Source organism: Runella aurantiaca, from assembly GCF_003339505.1.
GTDB lineage: Bacteria > Bacteroidota > Bacteroidia > Cytophagales > Spirosomataceae > Runella > Runella aurantiaca.
Window position 1 is genome coordinate 113,374 of the sequence record NZ_QPIW01000019.1, and the last position, 18,309, is coordinate 131,682.

The following is an 18,309-nucleotide window of genomic DNA, read 5'->3' on the forward strand; positions in this document are numbered from 1 at the left end:
TTTGTTAATTCTTTGCACCGCCTTGTTGACCTGCTTTGGGCTGCTGGCTTTGCTGAGCTTCGCGCATTGGATTAGGCCCGCGCTGGAATCCCTGCGATTTAAACAATTGGAATTTGGTCGGTTGAGCCGGCTGGCGTGGGAAGCTGTTGCTCTCTTCGTCAATATCGGCAATTTCACGATATGGGTCCAACGTCCATTGAACTACCTTCTTTTTACTGGTAATAACTTTAGAAACATTTTGGTCGTTCAATCTCCAGATTTCAGCTGGGAATCTTGCTACAGAATCGGTTCCGTCCTCAAATTGCATCTTCACGATTACTGGCATAGGCAGACCTCCTTTGTTTTTTACTTTCAATGTATAGAAGTTCACTCCTGATTCGACCAACTTACGCTCATCTGGATTTAAGCTTGCCAAATAGGTATCGTATTTTTTCTTGTCAGCTTCCGTCACTTTGTAAGGGTCATACGTGTTGTAAAAATCTTTCATATCGGGATTTTTATCAACAACTGACTCTTTGATGTAGTCTTTGTCGCGTTGGCGAGCCACGGTGTTGCGTTTGGCTTCAGCTTGTTTTTTTGCTTCTGCTTTGTTGATTTCGGGATTTTGGGTATCCAACGCAAACCATTCCACTTCGACTAAGTCTTGGTCAACAGCCTCTGTGCCATAAAACCAACCTTTCCAAAACCAATCCAAATCCACTCCTGAGGCATCTTCCATAGTGCGGAAGAAATCAGCCGGAGTAGGATTTTTAAACGCCCAACGGCGTGCATATTCTTTGAAAGCATAGTCAAACAACTCACGACCCATGACTGTCTCACGCAAAATATTGAGCGCCGTAGCCGGCTTGGCATAGGCATTGGGGCCATAAAGCATGATATTATCAGAACTCGTCATGATAGGGACCAGATTTTTGGCATCCTGTTTCATATAATCTACGATGAACTGAGGTTCTCCCCGCCGAGTTGGATAATCTTTATCCCATTCTTTTTCGGCAAGGTACTGTACAAAGGTGTTCAAACCCTCGTCCATCCATCCCCATTGGCGTTCGTCAGAATTGACAATCATCGGGAAGAAATTATGGCCTACTTCGTGAATAATCACGCCAATCATCCCGTATTTGGTACCTTCTGAGTAAGTTCCGTCCGCTTCAGGACGTCCACCGTTAAACGAAATCATTGGATATTCCATTCCACCGCCACTGGCATGGCACGAATAAGCCACTGGATAAGGGTAATCGACAGAATACTTTGAATAAGAGCGTATAGTATGCGCTACCACCATTGTAGAGTACTGTCCCCAAAGCGGATTCCCTTCTTTTGAATAAAGCGACATACACATCACTTTTTTGCCCGCTTGGTCTATCTGCATGGCATCCCAGATAAACTTACGGCTTGTGGCAAAGGCAAAGTCGCGCACGTTTTCAGCCTTATAAATCCACGTTTTCTTACCTGTTGGTTTGTTTTTTTCGGCTTTTTCAGCTTCTTCTTGGCTCACAATCAACACAGGACGCGTAGCCGTTTTGGCTTTTTCCATGCGTTTTTGCTGCTCTGATGTAAGTACTTGTGCGGCATTTTGTAATTCACCTGTTGCTCCTACAATATGATCATTGGGCACCGTTAAGGCTACTTTATAGTTACCAAAAGTCAACGTAAACTCTCCTTGGCCTAAGAATTGTTTGTGCTGCCAACCATTCACATCATCATAAACGCACATTCTTGGAAACCAGTGCGCAATAAAATAATTGGTGTTACCATCTTTCGGGAAAAACTCATAACCCGCCCGTCCGTAGTACTCATTGATAAAGTAGTTCCAGTCCACCGAAAAAGCATACGATTGGCCCGTTTTGATACCTACTGGCAGCTCTATGCGCATCATCGTACCATTGATGGTGTGTTTGAGCGGTTGACCCGTTTTGGGGTCTTTGACTGAAGTAATTTTGAAGCTAAAATCACCAGCAACACTACCTCTAACCGAACTAGGAGCATTTAAACCTGTCACGGCATTGGATGACATTTGGTTTTGAATGCTGTTATTTTGTGAAGTAGCATTGATAGAACTTTTTTCAAATAAATTTTGGTCCAATTGTAACCAAACGTACTTCAACTCATCGGGGGAGTTATTAAAATAAGTAATGGTTTCAGTGCCGGTAATTTTGCGTTTTTCATCGTCCAATTCGGCTTTAATGTCGTAGTCGGCGCGTTGCTGCCAAAAGTCCTTTCCTGGCGCACCCGACGCGGTACGTGTAGTGTTCGGGGTCGGGAGCGATGCCCCCAATTGTTCAAAACGTGAATTGGCGTTGTAATTGCCCGCAGGAGGTTGAGCAAGCAAACCGCCAGCGGTAAGCATCAGCCAGTAAAAAATAAACTGTTTTCTCATCGGAAGTTGGTATTAGTTTGTTGGTTGTAAAAATAAAAGAAAATAGCAAAAATCGCCCTCGTAGGTAGACACTTACCCTTTTTTCAGCGACATTATTCCACGGATAGACCTACAAAAGTTCGAAAAACCTCATTTTCCAAAATCAACGAAAGGGCCATCCCAGCCACAATTCCCGAAATCAAATGGTTCCAAGTGAGGCGTTTGACCCTTATCACATCCACAAAAAGAGAGGCAATGGCTAAAGCGATGGCCACTATCACAAGTTGACCCAATTCCAAACCAACATTGAACGCAAACAACGGCATCACAATGCTATCTTGGTCGCCCAGTAAACTGCGCAGGTAATTGGAAAAACCCATGCCGTGAATTAAGCCAAAACATGCCGCCAATACATACCTCAGTTTGGGGGATTTTGGCTCACCCGTGCTCTTTTCTGAAAAATTAGAGACGGCCGTAATGAAAATCGTAATCGGAATCAACAATTCAATGAAGGCCGAACTATAGGTAATCATTTTAAGCGTAGCCAACGCTAGGGTCACCGAATGGCCCAGTGTAAAAGCGGTAACCAAAACCAATACTTTTTTCCATTCTCTGAAAGCATAAATGGCGCAAAGTGCGATTACAAACAATATATGATCGTAACCGTTGGGGTCAGTGATGTGGGAAAATCCGAGTTGAAGATAGGCTTGAAATTCAGACATAAGGTGTAGACAGATGTGGGTAAAAATTACTTATCAAATAAAAAAATGAGCAAATTAATCAGCCAGTACGTATATCGCATCCAGGTTTCGTCCCTGCTCGTCATAATCAAGGCCATATCCAACCACAAAACGATTTTCTATTTCGAACCCTACGTACTTTACAGTTAGCGGAGTTTTGAGAGCTACTGGCTTAAAGAGCATGGAAGCAACCTGAATAGAGTCGGGTTTTTGAACCGAAAGCTGAAAAAGCAGTTTATTCATCGTCAGGCCTGTATCCACAATATCTTCGACAATAATCACGTGTCGGCCTTCAATCGACTCTTTTAAGCCCAATATTTCCTTCAACTGCCCCGTTGATTCGGTTTTTGAGTACGAAGAAACCCGAACAAATGTAATTTCGCAGGGGATAGGAACGTTTTTTATAAGCTCCGCTGCAAAGAGGAACGCACCATTAAGGACGACCACAAAAAGGGGATTTTTGTCTCGGTAATCTTCGCTAATTTTGCGACCCACTTCGGCAATTCGTTCTTCCAGCGTTTGTTTGTCAATGAATGGCACAAACTGTTTGTCTCTGACGACCTGCATGTTTGAGAAATATTAAAAAATTATTAAAAAAAACTTAAATTTATAAACTGTCCGAAAGAAATGTACGTTAATACGGTACAGCAAAGATAATAGACCATGAAAAAGAACAGTTTAAAATATTGGATATTCGGTTTTACATGCATCTTTATGGTGGTTGTGAAGCCCGCAAAAGCACAATTGTACGCATCTGCCGATTTTGACAGCAAATATGAGATGCTCCTCTCCAATCCCGGTGTACAAATCGAGGCCACGGAAGCAATCAATAAATTGTACAACTTCAAATTTGCCGAGGCCGATGCCGAATTCCGCTGGTTACGTTATCGCTATCCAAACCATCCGATGCCCTATTTTTTGATGGGATTGGCCGAATGGTGGAAAATCGTTCCAAACACCGACGATACTCGCTACGACGACCGTTGCATTGCCCTCATGGATACCTGCATTACCTTGGCCGAAAAGCTCTACGATATTCGGGAAAATAAAATTGAACCTTCGTTCTTTTTGGCGGCGGCCTATGCATTTAAAGGACGTATTCACTCCGAGCGCAAACACTGGTCACGGGCCACTTTTGCGGGAAAAAATGCCCTTAAATATTTAGAACGTTGCAAGGGCCAAAGCGAAATCAGCCCAGAGTTACTATTTGGAGATGGTTTATTCAACTATTTTGCCGAATGGATTCCCGACAATTATCCTCTCCTGAAACCTGTTTTGTGGCTTTTTCCGAAAGGGAATAAACAAATGGGTATCCAACAACTAGAAAAAGTCGGTAACAACGCGTTTTATACAAGGACCGAAGCCCGCTATTTTCTGTTGCAGATTTACGGGTACGAAAATCAGTACGCAAAATCGTATGATTTGGCAAAATATTCTTGGGAAACCTACCCCGACAATCCGTATTTTGAGCGCTATTATTTACGTTCAGCTTTTGTACGCGGAAACTCTGACGAAGCCGAGAAAATAGCGAATAGTATTTTGGCAAAAATTGACGCTGGAAAAACGGGTTATGAGGCCGTAAGTGGCCGAAATGCCGCGTACGTGTTGGCCTACTATGCCAACAACTACCACCGCGACCTTCCTAAAGCCAAACTGTACTATCAGAAAACGCTTGATTATTCCACACAGGCAAAGGCCTTTACCTCAGGCTATTACTTAGCGTCTTTGGTGGGATTGGGACGAATTGCCGAGAAAGAAAAGAATTACGATGCCGCTCGTGAATACTACAAAACAGCGGTAGACAGAGGCGAGAAAAAATCTACCCAAGTGAAGGAAGCCAAAGACGCACTCTCAAACCTCAATAAAGTACGACGCGAGGAGCGTCGAAAACAACGGAATTGATTTTTTAAAATCATAAAAGCGCGAAAGGATTCGAATTATTTGGTTTCTTTCGCGTTTTTTATGGATGATTTGTCTACAAAATAATCATTCCGCTTTGGGTGTAGTTACTAAATCGAGGAGAGTCGGGCGAGAGCTCGGTGATTAAGAAATCAATATCATTTAGCTCACAAACGCGAAGGCGTTGGGTGCTCCCGAGTTTTTCACTAATGGTTACAATCGCTGTTCTTTTGCAGGCCTTTATCATCGCTTTTTTTACTTGAACTGCCTCCAAATCAGAATCTGTAATCCCTTCGCCATCAATTGAATTGGTGCCCAAAATACACAAATCTGCACTGATGTCATTCATTCTACTGATTACTTCACCGCCCACGCTTATTTGAGAGTTTTTTACCAATTTACCCCCCAAAAAAATAACTTCTACGTTGGGGTGGTCACAGAGTTGCAACGCGGTAGTTAAGCTTACCGTAAAAAAAGTTGCGTGTAAATTCTGCGGCAATGCCCTCACCAATTCCCGCACGGTGGTCCCCCCGCCAATCATTACAAACATGCCATTTTCAATCAATGAAGCCGCTTTCTGAGCAATGATTGTTTTCTCAGAAAAGGCATAAGTACTACTCGGAACATAATCATAGTGATAGGATTTTGACAATGCACCTCCGTGTACTTTTATCAATTCACCCGCTTCCGCTAATTCATTCAAATCCCGACGAATTGTATCTTCAGATACGTTCAGCATTGCTCCTAAATCAGCCGACAAAGCCCGGTTATGCAGGTTCACCTGTTTCATTATGAATGCCTGACGTTCTCGTTTCAGCATGTGCGCTTGGACTTGGTGCATATTAATACTTCCCTTTTATATAAACCTGCAAAAAGATGCAATTATAACAACTGCTTTTATCTAAAAAAGTAAAATCCACTAAAAATCTATGGTTTATTTATCAAAATATTCATAAATGGTGAAAAAAAACAAATTTTCGTGTCGAGATGTGCAGTTTTTTTGCATATTTATTGCGGCTTTTTGCCGATTTTAATAAACAATCTTTTTTCAACCACTATGAGCCAAAACAATTACGTTAAAAACAATGCAGAAAGACTGCGTTTGGTAGGGCGGCGAACGGCTGGAACAACCCTAGCGATTTTATTTTCGCTTAGCGTTTGGGCCCAATCCTATACCGTAAAAGGAAAAGTAACCGACACCAACGGACAGCCAATACCTGGTGCTACGGTACAGGTACCAGGAACTGCGACAGGAACCGCCGCAAATATAGACGGCGAGTTTACCCTACCTTTGACAGGAAATGTAAAACTAACTTTCAGCGCCGTGGGTTACAGTTCGGCTAGCCGCGACGTTAATTCCAGCCAATCTATTGTCAATGTATCTCTGCGGGAAGACCAACTCAATCTGGACGAAGTGGTCGTAACAGGTTCTACCTTACGCGCTGAACGCCGTCAGTTGGGAAATGCCATTACCACCATTAAGGCCGATAATCTTGAAAAATCAGGAACGCCGAACTTAGTGAGCGCCCTCCAAGGTAAAGTACCGGGAGCGCAAATCACGCAAAACTCTGGTGACCCAGCGGGTGGAATTACGATTCGTCTGCGCGGGGTGAAATCCATTCAAGGAAGCTCTGACCCATTGTACGTTATTGACGGGGTAATCGTTAACAACGAAACCTCCTCCGTGTCACAACTGGCCCTTTCCTTAGGAAGTCAAGCCCCCAATACCTCTCTGGGCACCAACCGTTTGGCTGACATCAACCCCAATGATATTGAAAGCCTAAACGTCATTAATGGGGCTGCGGCCGCAGCCCAATATGGTTCACGGGCTGCCAATGGAGTAGTGATTATCACGACCAAACGCGGAAAATCAGGTGCTCCTAAAATCAACTTCACAACGAGTTTTTCTTCAAGCGAACTTCGTAAAGGCGTTTTTATCAGCACACTTGGGAAACAGTTCGGATTTCCTGCATTACGCTTACACACCATTGGTGTCATTACACCTGCTCAGGTAGCAGCCAACCCCGGAACAACAACTGTAGGAATTGTGCGCGATGGAGCCACTTCGCAATTGGCCTCTAACCTGGTAGATGTAACCCGTTACAACTACTTTGACCAAATTTTCAGAACCGGTTTCGGCAACGACAATACCCTTTCGATTTCGGGAGGAACTGACCGCACACAGTACTTTGTTTCTGCTTCTTACATGAAAAATGAAGGAATTATAAAAGGCGTAGATTTCCGTCGTGCCAGCATCCGTGCCCGCGTAGATCAACGTTTGACAGACTGGGCAAAAGTTTCGGCAGGTCTGAATTATTCCAACAGTTTTTCAAATGAAAAGCCGAACGGAAACGTATTTTACAGCCCTGTTAACTCCGTAACCATTACCAACAACATCTACGACATTACCCAACGTGATGCCGCCGGCAATTTATTGGCCGTAGAACCTACCCGTGTCAATCCATTGACGACTGTTGAAGCCATGCAGTTTACGCAAGCGGTAAACCGTACCATCGCCGATGCTCAATTGAATCTTACACCCGTAAAAGGATTAGGAATTGACTGGATCGTGGGGGTTGATACGTATTCACAATTAGGCAAAAACTACATTCCACCATATCCGTATCAAGCGGTAGCCGGCTTACCCGCCGAACGTTATCCGGATGGTTTCGCGGCCAATGCCAATAATAACGTGACGCAGTTTAACAGTGATATTAACGTGACCTACGAAACAGACCTCAGCAATGACTTTAAAATCAACGCGGCGGCCGGTTTCAACTATCAGTTTTATCAGGCAGATTTCACCCGTTCAAGCGGTTTGAATACCGCACCGTTTATTGAAACGGTAAGTGGTGCCGCAAGTACCTCCGTTACAGCTGGTTATGGTTTGGACAGATACAATCTAAGTGGATTTTTTGCTCAGGCAACGGTGGGTTATAAGAACTTAGCGTTCCTTACTGCGGCCATTCGCCGTGACCGTTCTTCTAAGTTTTCACCTGCTGAAACCAACCAAACCTATCCTAAAATAAGCGGTAGTTTTGTAGTTTCAGACTTAGAATTTTGGAAAAACAGCGGACTGACTGGTATTTGGGATGGTTTTAAACTTCGTGCTTCGTACGGGCAGGCGGGTAACTTGACCGGAATTGGAAGCTACAGCCGTTTTTGGCAGTTCTCACCCGTTCCGTTCTTGGGCAAAAACACCATTATCCCAGGCAGTACCTTGGCCAACCCTCGCGTACGTCCGGAGCGGATGGAGGAAGTTGAAGTGGGCGCAGACCTTTCCTTCTTGAAAAGCAGAGTGAACATCGGTATTTCGGTCTATAATCAGCAAATCAAAGACCTCGTTGTTAACCGCGAATTAGCTCCTTCTACAGGTGGTACTGGTATCGTAAACAACGTAGGAACGATGGAAAACAAAGGCTTTGAAATCAGTTTGAACGCTTTAGCGGTAAAAAACAAGGATTTCTCGGCTGATTTTACGGTGCTTTACAATCAAAACCGCAACAAGATCTTGGATATTGACCAAGGCAATCCGGGAGTGGGAACACTCACGATCGCTAACTCTGCCGGCGCCCCTGTTTTCTTAATTGAAGGTCAGCCAGCGAGCGTATTTTATGGTTGGCCTTATGCTTATAATACAGATGGTTCCTTGCTATTAACGGCTCAAAAACTTCCCCAACGCGAACGCGGAACGCAGGACCCTAATGACCCGACCAAATTTACCGTTGGTCGCGCAGCTGACGGACAACCTACGGGTGCATTTGTACGAACCGTAATTGGCAATCCCAATCCAAAATGGACGGGTTCATTCAGCGGTAATTTGACGTACAAAAAAATCGGACTTCGCTTCCTGTTGGATGCCGTACAAGGATTTCAAGTGTTCAATGCCGACAAACGTACGCGTAACAACGTAGGAATCGGTGACATTGCTGAAGCTGAAATGCTCGGCACCATGGCTCGTGGTTACGTATTTTCATTGGCAAACATTGAAGAATATCGTGTAGACGAAGGTGGTTTCACCAAATTACGCGAGATAGCCCTTACGTATCAATTGCCCAAAGTGAAAGGAATCAGCAACTGGAATGTTTCGTTGATTGGACGCAACTTAGTTTCATGGGACAAATACAATGGCTTTGACCCCGAAACCAACGCAGGTAACAACAGCGACATTTTGCGCGGTGTTGACTTTGGAAATGTTCCTATTCCACGCACGTATCAGGTGCAGTTGAACTTATCATTTTAATCTGAAAACGTGATTTTTCCATGAAAAAGACAATCCTATATTCAATTTTGGCGGGGATGATGCTCACGGCAACCTCCTGCGACCAAGAATATCTCAACCCAAGTGCCGCCAGTGAAACCCAGGTAACGACCGACCTTAACGGCCTGATCACGCTTTGCAATGGCCTCCAATATCGTTACACCAGTACCCGTGCCGGGATTCTTTACAATGCCATTACAGCAAGTGGCCTCACCACGCGTGAATTGACTGTTCTGAACGCCGGTAACGGTGATGAAGAGCAGCTTCGTATTGGTGGGAATAGCATTGCATCCAACAACAGTGTCTTGCGCAATCTATGGTCACAAAATCAATTGGTGAAAGCCAATGCCGATTTGATTCTGAAAAGTGTGGGTAACGTAGCGGGCGATGCCGGCACCAAAAGCGGAATCACCGTCTACGCTTCTATTTTCAGAGCATTGGCATTGGGCACGCAAGCCCAATTTTGGCAACAATTACCCGTAGAAACGGGCGATAATGCCAAGTTCGTAACGCGTGACGAGGCCCTGAAAGAAGCGGTTCGTACATTGGAAGCTGCGGCAACAACGCTCGCAGCAACGCCGGTTTCGGCTACATTTACGAGTCGTATCGTTCCGGGAATTGACCTGACCAATACGTTACAGGCGTTGATTGCCCGTTTCAGCATCATGACCGGTGACAATGCCAAAGCATTGGCCGCGGCCAACAAAGTGGATTTGACCAAAAAATCGTCGTTCAACTTTGATGATGCGGTTCAAAACCCTTTGTTTTTCAACACCTTTGGCAACCGTAACGTCACCGAACCGCTGAATGCTACGTTGGGTTTGCCGGAAGCACTGCGTCCTGTAGCAGCCGACAAACGATTGGCATTTTATTTATCGAACCCTTCGGGCGTAGCTGCCGGCGGAATCAATTTAGGAAGAGCGAGTTTCTTTACGGCCAACAATGCCGCAATTCCTGTATACCTGCCGGGCGAGATGTTGTTGATTCGTGCCGAAGCAAGTGCTCGTTTGAATGATTTACCTGCCGCCACAACCGCTCTGAACGCAGTTCTGACTAAAACCACCGATGCTTGGGGCATTGGTGCCGCTTTGCCTGCCTATGCAGGTCCAAACACCGCCGATGCTCTATTGACCGAAATCTATCGGCAACGCAGCATTGAATTGTATTTGTCTGGATTAAGATTGGAAGACAGTCGCCGTTTTAATCGTTTGGCGCCGATCCCGGACAATACCGCTTCGCAGGTTGAACGTAACCGTACGTTTTATCCGTATCCATTGGTTGAAAGGGATAATAACCGTGCCAATACACCGGCAGATCCTGCGATTTAGGTTTTCTTCCGCTAATCGTTATTTGTTAACGGTTAACGGGAGTTGAAGATAATTTGAGTTTTACAAAAATCCCCGACTCAACATCGGGGATTTTTTATTTTCATCGAATAACTATTTACCGTCAACTGAATTACTGCAACATCAAATAAGCTTTGATGAACTCATCCAGATCGCCGTCCATAACGCCTTGAACATCTGAGGTTTCGACCCCGGTTCGTACATCTTTGACGAGTTTGTAGGGGTGCATCACGTAATTACGGATCTGCGAACCCCATTCGATTTTTTTCTTGGATGCCTCTACTTCAGCGCGAGCCGCGTTGCGCTTTTCTACCTCAATTTGGTATAATTTTGATTTCAACAACCGCAACGCCAAATCACGATTTAGGTGTTGGCTGCGCTCCTGTTGACATTCTATGACCAACCCGGAAGGCTTGTGGCGTACCCGAACGGCCGTTTCCACTTTGTTCACGTTTTGTCCTCCCGCACCACCTGAACGATACGTATCCCACTCAATATCAGCCGGATTTATTTCAATCTCAATCGTATCATCAATCAATGGATAGGCATAAACTGACGCAAATGAAGTATGCCGGCGGGCATTGGAGTCAAACGGGGAAATGCGGACCAAGCGATGCACGCCATTTTCAGATTGTAAATAGCCATAGGCCTGCGGGCCGTCAATCTGAATAGACACCGATTTGATGCCTGCTGCGTCACCTTCTTGGTAATCAATCTGCGTAACTTTATAATTATGCTTTTCAGCCCAGCGCACATACATCCGATAAAGCATTTCGGCCCAATCCTGACTTTCTGTGCCTCCCGCCCCTGAGTTGATTTCGAGTACGGCATTGAGTTGGTCTTCTTCGTTGGAAAGCATCTTTTTCAATTCGACTTCTTCCAACACTTTCAACATCGTCTGGTATTCGGCTTCTACTTCGGCTTCTGTGGCTTCGCCCAATTCCAGAAATTCCTGTAAGGTTTCCAAATCGCCCAAACGTCCGTCAACGGACTCATAGCCTTCGGTCCATCCTTTCAGGCCACGCACTTCCTTCATGGTTATTTCAGCCTTCGCATTGTCATTCCAGAATTCGGGCTGACTTTGAATCTGCTGTAATTCGGTCAATCGTTCTTTCTTGGTATCGTAGTCAAAGATACCCCCTCAAAGCCGAAACGCGGGCTTTCAAGTCTTTCAACTGTTCTGTTGTCATTGTTTCAATGATAGATTTGTGAATAAATATTGGAGGGAAAAGAAATGGTCCGCTCCATTTTGGGTAACAAAGGTACAAATAAAAAGCGGTCGGTCGGTTCAAACCGACTGACCGCCTCATTCAATGATTGTATCACTTTTTCACGATTACCCCATCCGCCACAAAGGTAAGTTCGTGTTTAGGCTCCGTGATCTTAGCGATTTCAGCTTTGCTTTTACCGGCATCTTCGGCATAATGTTGCAACTCAGCCACGGGTGTGGTTTTCATTTTGGCTTCCCCTTCGATCACAACGGTTTTACCGGCAATGTCTTTCGGTACAAAAAAGCCGTAATCTTTGAAAGAAACCCGCATGGTTTGCCCATCGGTCGTTTTTACTTTCATCCAACAGCCTTTCGCTTGACATACCGATTCAACGGTGCCCGTTACTTTAGCCGTCATTTTTTCTTTATTGCCTATTTTCTTTGGCAACTCAGCAGCCGCTACAGCGCCTTTGTCATTAATTTTTTCGCCAAAATAACTTTCCTGAGCGTAAGCACTTGCTACAAAAACAGTTAAAAGTGCGGTAATGATTCGCTTTTTCATGGTTTTATCGTTTTTCTGCAACAAAAATAATCAATTTTGTTATTTTGATGGCTTTTGATGGTGTAAATAAAAACGAGCACTCCATTAATACCATCCACCACCCAAGGCGCGATAAATGTTGACCGTGGCATTCATTTGCTGCATTTTGGTTTCAATCAAATCAAACCGCGACTCAAGCGCATCCCGTTGCGTCAACAACACTTCCATGTAATCGGCCCTTGCCGATCTGAAAAGGTTATTGGAAATCGTGATGGACTGGGTAAGTGCCTGTACTTCACTCGCTTTGACGTCAAAGCTTTTTCCCAGATTATCAATGTTCGACAGTTGGTTAGCCACCTCAATGTAAGCATTCAAAACCGTTTTTTCATAATTGTAAATGGCCTGTATCTGTTTGGCGTTGGCATTGTAATAGGTGGCGGTTATGGCATTTTTATTGATCAAAGGCCCCGCCAAATCACCCACCAGAGAGGCCATCAACGATTGAGGCAGTTTTGCCAAATAAACGGGATTAAATGCCTGAAGCCCCAAACTTCCCGAAATACCTAACGATGGGTAAAAATTTGCTCTGGCCACCTGTACATCTATTTTACTTGCGGCCAACAACAGCTCGGCTTGCTTAATGTCCGGCCGATTTTCCAACAACTGAGACGGGATACCTGCATGGACAATATTGGGTGTCAACGTTTCAAAACTTCCATTGTCTCTGAGAACCGGTTGCGGGTATCTACCCAGTAGAAAGTTGATTCTATTCTCGGTTTCTACGATTCTTTGCCGAATACCATATTGCAGGTTTTGCGTGTTGAGTACTTGGGCCTGAAACCTCCGTACGGCCAATTCAGTAACCCGTGTGGATTCTTTTTCCAGTCTTACTATTTTGAGCGCATTGTTTTGAATTTCAATGTTTTGCTGCACAATATTCAGTTGACTGTCCAGTGCCCGTAATTCATAATAGGAGCGGGCGATTTCGGCTACTAAATTGGTCAGAATGAAGTTTCTTCCTTCTACAGAGGCTAAATATCGGGTAGCGGCCGCCTTTCGCGCATTGCGCAGTTTGTGCCAAATATCGACCTCCCACCGTGCGTAAAGCCCGCCTCCAAAATTGGGCAGCGGTTCCGGCGTTTCTCTGTTCGGTTTTATCTCAATGTTTGCTTCACTGGCACCCACTTGGGTGTATCTGGCCGCCTTTTCTACCCCGGCCGTACCGCCATACCCCACAAAAGGCAGGTATTCCCCCCTCCGCGCCATTACTTCGTTGCGGGCAATCTCTATTTCCTGCAAGGTAATGTTCAACTCCTGATTGTTTTTAAAAGCCGTATCAATCAGCGCAATCAGGTAGGGATCGGTAAAATAATTCTTCCACAACACCTTTGCAGTATTGATAGAATCAGCGCCCGAAAAGTTACCATAACTCGTGGCTGTCAGTTTATGCTCTGTTTTCTGAACCAAAGTCGGCACAGTACAGGAAGTATACGTTAGGGCAACGATTACTACCCCAACATAATTTATGATTCTTTTATTTAACATGATTTTCGGATTCATCTTTGTAGGAAAAATGATCTATTGCGTGGACAAATTCTTCGGTCAACGAGCCATCATCTTCATCTTTGATCAGCTTTTTGCCGTCGGCCAGTTTACCGAATATGTAATACAATCCGGGGATAATAATGACTCCGAAAATGGTTCCGAACAGCATCCCGCCAAGCGCAGAAGCCCCAATGGTACGGTTGCCGATAGCACCCGCCCCCTTTGCGGTAATCAGCGGGATCAATCCTGCCACAAAAGCAAAGGAAGTCATTAAGATAGGACGGAAACGGACTCTGGCTCCTTCAATGGCTGCGTTCAGAATCGTTTCTCCCTCATGGCGCTTCTGAACGGCGAATTCAACGATCAATACAGCATTTTTACCTAATAAACCCACCAACATGATGAGTCCGATTTGGGCATAAATGTTGTTCTCCAGCCCCATGAGTTTTAGTAACAAAAAGGAACCAAATACCCCCACCGGCAGTGAGAGTACCACAGCAAAAGGTATAATAAAACTTTCGTACTGGGCTGCTAACACGAAGTAGACAAAGGCCAATACAATCAGGAAAACGTAAAGGGCTTCGTTTCCTCGGCCGGCTTCGTCATAGGAAAGACCCTCAAAAGCAATATCGTACCCTTTTGGCAAGGTCTTAGCGGCTACTTCCCGAATGGCCTGTATTGCATCGGCGGTGGTATATCCCTTGGCCGGAAGACCCTGAATAGCCGCAGAATTGTATAAATTGAAACGGGTGATTTCATTGGGACCCTGACCTTTTTTAAGATTCATAAATGAAGAGTAGGGCACCATTTCCCCCTCCTCATTTTTGACAAAAAGCTTTAAAAGGTCGGTTGGAAGTCTTCGGAAGGCGGGATCAGACTGCACATACACTTTAAAAAACTGGTTAAACTTAATAAACCCCTGTTCGTAGGTACTGCCGATCATAATATTGAGGTTGTCCATCGCTTTCCCGATGGATACACCTTTTTGCATGGCCAACTTATTGTCTATCTCCAGTTCGTATTGAGGGTAATTGGCGGCAAAAAAGGTAAATAAGCCCGTGAGTTCTTTGCGTTTTCCCAAATTGTCCATGAATTCCTTGTTGATCTTGTCAAACTCACGGTAATCGGTATAGGTTGTTTTATCCAGTAAGCGCATGGAAAAACCGCCGGAAGTACCAAAACCGGGAATGGCCGGCGGTTCAAAGAATTCAACCGTAGCCCCAAGCCCTTTCGATGCCACTTCCAGTTCTTCCATGATTTCCTTCACGTTTTGTTCGCGCTCCGACCAAGGTTTCAGGTTGATCAGACAGGTACCGGCGTTGGAGCCGCGTCCTTCCGTCATGATCTCATAGCCGGCCAAAGAAGACACGGACTCTATTCCCTCCACTTCTTCACAAATTTTTTGAAGTCGTCGGGAAACTTCGTTGGTTTTTTCCAGCGTAGAACCCGGCGGCGTCTGAATGATTGCATAAATAGTACTTTGGTCTTCGTTGGGAATAAATCCTGCCGGCAGGATTTTATTTTCATAAGCTATTCCTGCACAGAAAGCCAATAAGATGACGAACGTAAGTACTCTTCGGCTCACGATGATTTTTAACAGGCCCACATATCTTCCGGTCAATTTATCAAACCCTCGGTTGAAACCGTCGAGGGCTCGGCTCAGCAGGTTCTTCTTTTTAGCATGTCCATGATGATTTTTCAGCAACATCGCACACAACACAGGAGTAAGCGTCAGAGCGATTAAGGCCGAAATCACGATAGAACTGGCCATGGTAATGGAGAATTGGCGGTAAAAAGTACCCACCGGACCCGACATAAACGAAATGGGTAGGAATACCGACACCATAACTGCCGTGATGGCGATAATGGCTCCACTGATCTCCCCAAGCACTTTTTTTACGGCGGCAAAGGGGGTTAGATGCGGCTCTTCTTCCATTTTAGCATGTACCGCTTCCACCACCACAATCGCATCATCCACCACAATACCAATGGCCAACACCAAGGCAAAGAGCGTAATTAAATTGATGGACAGCCCAAAGGCCTGAATGACAAAAAATGCCCCGATCAAGGAGACTGGAACCGCCAAAATCGGTATCAGGGTAGAACGCCAATCGCCAAGAAAGATGAAAACCACCAACGCAACCAAAATAAACGCATCCCGCAGAGTATCAATTACTTGCTCAATCGACGCATCCAAAAATTGAGACACATCATAGCTGATTTTGTAATCTACCCCCGGCGGAAAAGATTCTTTCATCACATCCAATTTCGCTTTTACCTGTTCAATGACATCGCTGGCATTACTGCCGTAGTTTTGCCTTAATACAATCGCGGCCGATGCTTTGCCATCCAAATTGGAATAGATATCAAAGAATTCACTTCCCAATTCCACTTTGGCGATGTCCTTCAGGTGGATACTTTCACCCTCCGAATTGGCCCGAACAATAATGTCTTCATACTCTTTCGGGTCGCTGTATCTTCCTTTGTAGGTGAGCACATATTCCAATGACTGTGCCGCGATACCGGAACTTTGGCCGATTCGGCCGGGACGACCGATAATACTCTGTTCCCCGATGGCTTTCATTACTTCTTCGGTGGAGATATTATAGGCTCTCATGCGGTCAGGGTTTAACCAGATGCGCATCGCATATCGCCGACTACCCAATATTTGAGCCCTGGCTACTCCTTTGGTCCGCTGTAATTCAGGGATCATTTTAACGGTGGCGTAGTTGAACAGGAATTTTTCGTCAATACTCTTTTCCTTGGAATAGAGGTTGACGTACATCAACATACTGGGTTGAATAGGCGTAATGATAACCCCTTCACGCTGAACCAGTTCAGGAAGGAGAGGCATCACCTGATCCACCCTTGTTTTTACCCGAATAACGGCATCATTTGGGTCCGTACCGGGTTCAAAAATGATTCGGAGGGTAGCTTCACCGGCACTTGTAGCATCGGTAGCGATGTATCGCATATCCTGAACTCCGTTGATAGCCTGTTCCAGTGTAATCAGCGTGGATTTCACCAATACATCGGCACTGGCACCGGGATAAGCGATAAATATATTGACGGTTGTGGGGGCAATATCCGGGAATTGGGAAATAGGTAATTTCTCAATAGCCAATATCCCTATAAAGACGATCATGACCGATATTACAATGGCGAATACGGGCCTGCGTATGAATTGATTGAACATGTCTTATGGTTGTTTGAATACCTACCTATTCGGCATATAGGCTTAAATTGGAGATAACAGCCTCGGGCTGTAAGAACTTATAGTGTATCTTTTCGTTTTCATGGACTTGCCGTAAACCTTCCAGCAAGATTTTGTCATCCATTTTCAACCCGGATTGAACAACAAAAATGTGTGGCAGTTCCGCGGCGATGGTGATTTCTCTTGAGCGAATCACGTTGTTTTTGTCCACCACATAGACGTATTTTTTTTCCAGCACTTCAAAAGTGGCTTTTTGAGGAATAATCAGCGCATTTTTAAGGGATTGTACCACTTGAATGCTACCCGTTTCTCCGTGTCTCAGCAATTTTTTAGGGTTGGGAAATGTCGCTCTGAACGCAATGTTACCCGTTTGATTATTGAAATCGGCTTCAATGGTTTCAACCACACCGGGATACTCAAACAACTTATTATTAGCCATAAGCAACCCAACTTTCAACATGCCTTCCTTTTCCGATCGGGTTTTGTAATCCAGGTATTCCGCTTCCGGAACGTTGAAGTAAACCCACATTTTACTATTGTCTGATAAAGTCGTTAACAAATCACCCTCGCCCACAAGACTTCCCAGCCTGACCTGAAAATGATCCATGATACCATCGAAAGGAGCGCTGATACTCGTAAAACCTAAGTGAACTTGGGCAAGTGACAATTCGGCTTTTGCTTTGTCCCATTTGGCTTTTGCCAATGCCAGTTCATTTTTGGATACGACATTACTGTCTGCCAATGCCTTTGTGTTGCGGTATTCTATTTCGGCAAAATTGGCTTCCGCTTGGGCTTTTTGCTGTTCCGCCTCATAGAGCATGGGCATGATTTGAAACATAGGTTGTCCTTTTCTTACGAACTGCCCCTCGTCAACAAAAATTTTTTGCAAATAACCTTTCTCCAATGCTCTCAATTCAATGTGGCTTATGGCATGGATCTGGCTTACGTACTCTTTGGTGATTGTCGTATCCTTTCTCAAAGGACTGGTTACCAAAAAATGGGTTTCTGCATTCTTTTCTTCTTTCTTGGATTCACAGCCTGTTTGGCACAACAGCGCACACAGGCTTATGCAGGGCTTTCTCATAAAACTCTTTGTTGTGTCATAAATAGCATTAACGCGTTAAAATTATCGGCGAATTGATCAATCTGAGCAGCCATATTCTTTGCTTTTGTCCTTTTTAACAAATTGATAGTCAG

12 protein-coding genes are annotated in these 18,309 nt (G+C 44.8%); 3 read left to right on the top strand and 9 right to left on the bottom strand.

Annotated features, from left to right (window positions below; translation table 11 throughout):
* Positions 1-4: 4 nt before the first annotated feature.
* From DVG78_RS20445 to hpt, 3 genes are all read right to left on the bottom strand, one after another.
* The gene (locus tag DVG78_RS20445; RefSeq protein ID WP_114462895.1) at positions 5-2,377 is read right to left on the bottom strand and encodes a M1 family metallopeptidase; all 2,373 of its coding nucleotides are present in this window, start codon (positions 2,375-2,377) and stop codon (positions 5-7) included.
* Positions 2,378-2,469: 92 nt separating this feature from the next.
* The gene (locus DVG78_RS20450) at positions 2,470-3,078 is read right to left on the bottom strand and encodes a HupE/UreJ family protein (protein WP_114462896.1); all 609 of its coding nucleotides are present in this window, start codon (positions 3,076-3,078) and stop codon (positions 2,470-2,472) included.
* A 54-nt stretch (positions 3,079-3,132) separates the two neighbouring features.
* A complete protein-coding gene (gene hpt / locus DVG78_RS20455) occupies positions 3,133-3,663 on the bottom strand; it encodes a hypoxanthine phosphoribosyltransferase (protein WP_114462897.1) in 531 nt (176 codons plus the stop codon).
* A 96-nt stretch (positions 3,664-3,759) separates the two neighbouring features.
* On the opposite strand from hpt, the gene DVG78_RS20460 reads away from it, so the two are divergent.
* Entirely contained in the window at positions 3,760-4,998 is a 1,239-nt protein-coding gene (locus tag DVG78_RS20460) for a tetratricopeptide repeat protein (RefSeq protein WP_114462898.1), read from the top strand.
* A gap of 73 nt (positions 4,999-5,071) precedes the next feature.
* Here the strand turns inward: DVG78_RS20460 and DVG78_RS20465 are convergent, their stop codons facing one another.
* Positions 5,072-5,836: a DeoR/GlpR family DNA-binding transcription regulator gene (locus DVG78_RS20465; protein ID WP_199563280.1), complete on the bottom strand. Its 765-nt coding sequence runs from the start codon at positions 5,834-5,836 to the stop codon at positions 5,072-5,074.
* Between the two features lie 216 nt (positions 5,837-6,052).
* Here DVG78_RS20465 and DVG78_RS20470 point away from each other — a divergent pair, with 216 nt between their 5' ends.
* Both DVG78_RS20470 and DVG78_RS20475 read left to right on the top strand, forming a co-directional pair.
* On the top strand, positions 6,053-9,238 hold the full coding sequence (locus DVG78_RS20470) for a SusC/RagA family TonB-linked outer membrane protein (protein ID WP_114462899.1): 3,186 nt from the start codon (positions 6,053-6,055) through the stop codon (positions 9,236-9,238).
* Between the two features lie 20 nt (positions 9,239-9,258).
* The gene (locus DVG78_RS20475) at positions 9,259-10,584 is read left to right on the top strand and encodes a RagB/SusD family nutrient uptake outer membrane protein (protein WP_114462900.1); all 1,326 of its coding nucleotides are present in this window, start codon (positions 9,259-9,261) and stop codon (positions 10,582-10,584) included.
* A 130-nt stretch (positions 10,585-10,714) separates the two neighbouring features.
* Here DVG78_RS20475 and prfB read toward each other — a convergent pair.
* The 5 genes from prfB to DVG78_RS20500 all read right to left on the bottom strand — a co-directional run bounded on the left by prfB (position 10,715) and on the right by DVG78_RS20500 (position 18,196).
* Positions 10,715-11,792 (bottom strand): peptide chain release factor 2 gene (prfB, locus tag DVG78_RS20480; protein WP_114462901.1). Its coding sequence is split into 2 segments (ribosomal slippage): positions 10,715-11,731 and positions 11,733-11,792, totalling 1,077 coding nucleotides; the frame shifts between segments, so codons are not numbered across the junction.
* 132 nt (positions 11,793-11,924) lie between these two features.
* Positions 11,925-12,374, bottom strand: coding sequence for a DUF4920 domain-containing protein (locus tag DVG78_RS20485; protein WP_114462902.1), 450 nt, complete (start codon positions 12,372-12,374; stop codon positions 11,925-11,927).
* 84 nt (positions 12,375-12,458) lie between these two features.
* Positions 12,459-13,898, bottom strand: coding sequence for a TolC family protein (locus tag DVG78_RS20490; RefSeq protein ID WP_114462903.1), 1,440 nt, complete (start codon positions 13,896-13,898; stop codon positions 12,459-12,461).
* The gene (locus DVG78_RS20495) at positions 13,888-17,094 is read right to left on the bottom strand and encodes an efflux RND transporter permease subunit (protein ID WP_114462904.1); all 3,207 of its coding nucleotides are present in this window, start codon (positions 17,092-17,094) and stop codon (positions 13,888-13,890) included. The genes DVG78_RS20490 and DVG78_RS20495 overlap by 11 nt, the downstream gene beginning before the upstream one ends.
* 25 nt (positions 17,095-17,119) lie before the next feature.
* Positions 17,120-18,196, bottom strand: coding sequence for an efflux RND transporter periplasmic adaptor subunit (locus DVG78_RS20500; protein WP_114462905.1), 1,077 nt, complete (start codon positions 18,194-18,196; stop codon positions 17,120-17,122).
* Between the last annotated feature and the right edge of the window lie 113 nt (positions 18,197-18,309).